An 868-nucleotide genomic window follows, 5' to 3' on the forward strand; every position below is an offset into this window, starting at 1 on the left:
ACCAAGCGCCGGGAAAGTCAAACGGCAACCGTTCCACCTTGGGGATCCCAAGCACCGTTCCGTAAAAATGTTCGGCTCTGGCCAGATCGCTCACCCAAAGGGCGGTGTGCAGGTGATGATAGGTTGGCTTTTGGGGGGCAGTCATTGTCTTGTTGGGAAATCTTGACCGTGGGGCTTTGCAAGGCCGACGCGAACATCAATATTTTCTCCGAACGGCAAGCCAAACCCGTAAGCTAAGGTGGAGCTAGCGCACCCGCAACAACCGTATCTTTGTTTTCGCACAGGGGTTGGCCCATGGGATCCCGCACCAAGTTTTTCGGCACGGTCTTGGCCATGTTGGCCGTGAACAGCATCTACATGCAGTTGCAGCAGCTTTCCCTGAGGCTGGAGGAAAGGGATCCCGCTCCCTCTGAGCAGTCTTCTCCAGAGCCTCAAAGCAGCCAGGGCTCCGTCCCGCCAACGCGAACGGAACGGCTGGATCCCTGGCACCGTGTTGCCCAAGTCTTGCAGGGTCTGTGGCCCGGCGATGCGAGCTTGAAAGGACTCCGTTCCGCCAACGCGAACGGGATCCTGTCGCCAGAGTCCACGTCCCCCCTGGAGCCTTGAGTGCCAAGCTGAGAGGGGATATGACGCTTTGCAAAGGGGATCAAACCCCGTACCATAGAGGAGCAGCTTTCTTTGACATTCCTGATACCCACCATGGTGCAGCCGTCAGCAACCTCTGGGCAGAAGCCGATTGTGATCGCCCCTTCAATTCTTTCGGCGGATTTCAGCCGCTTGGGAGAGGAAGTGCGGGCGGTGGATGAGGCAGGAGCCGACTGGATCCATGTGGATGTCATGGATGGCCGCTTTGTGCCCAATATCACCA

General features: G+C 57.8%; 1 protein-coding gene and 1 pseudogene. Both read left to right on the plus strand.

What is annotated here, in order from left to right:
* Positions 1–294: 294 nt before the first annotated feature.
* Positions 295–606 carry a hypothetical protein gene (locus tag NW820_RS12880; protein ID WP_414407705.1) on the plus strand — a complete coding sequence of 104 codons (312 nt, stop codon included), beginning with the start codon at positions 295–297 and terminating at the stop codon, positions 604–606.
* Between the two features lie 93 nt (positions 607–699).
* Positions 700–868 (plus strand): annotated as a pseudogene (locus tag NW820_RS12885) (ribulose-phosphate 3-epimerase); the annotation flags it as partial.

This window comes from Synechococcus sp. R55.7, from assembly GCF_047461955.1.
In the GTDB taxonomy this organism is placed as follows: Bacteria; Cyanobacteriota; Cyanobacteriia; order Thermostichales; family Thermostichaceae; genus Thermostichus.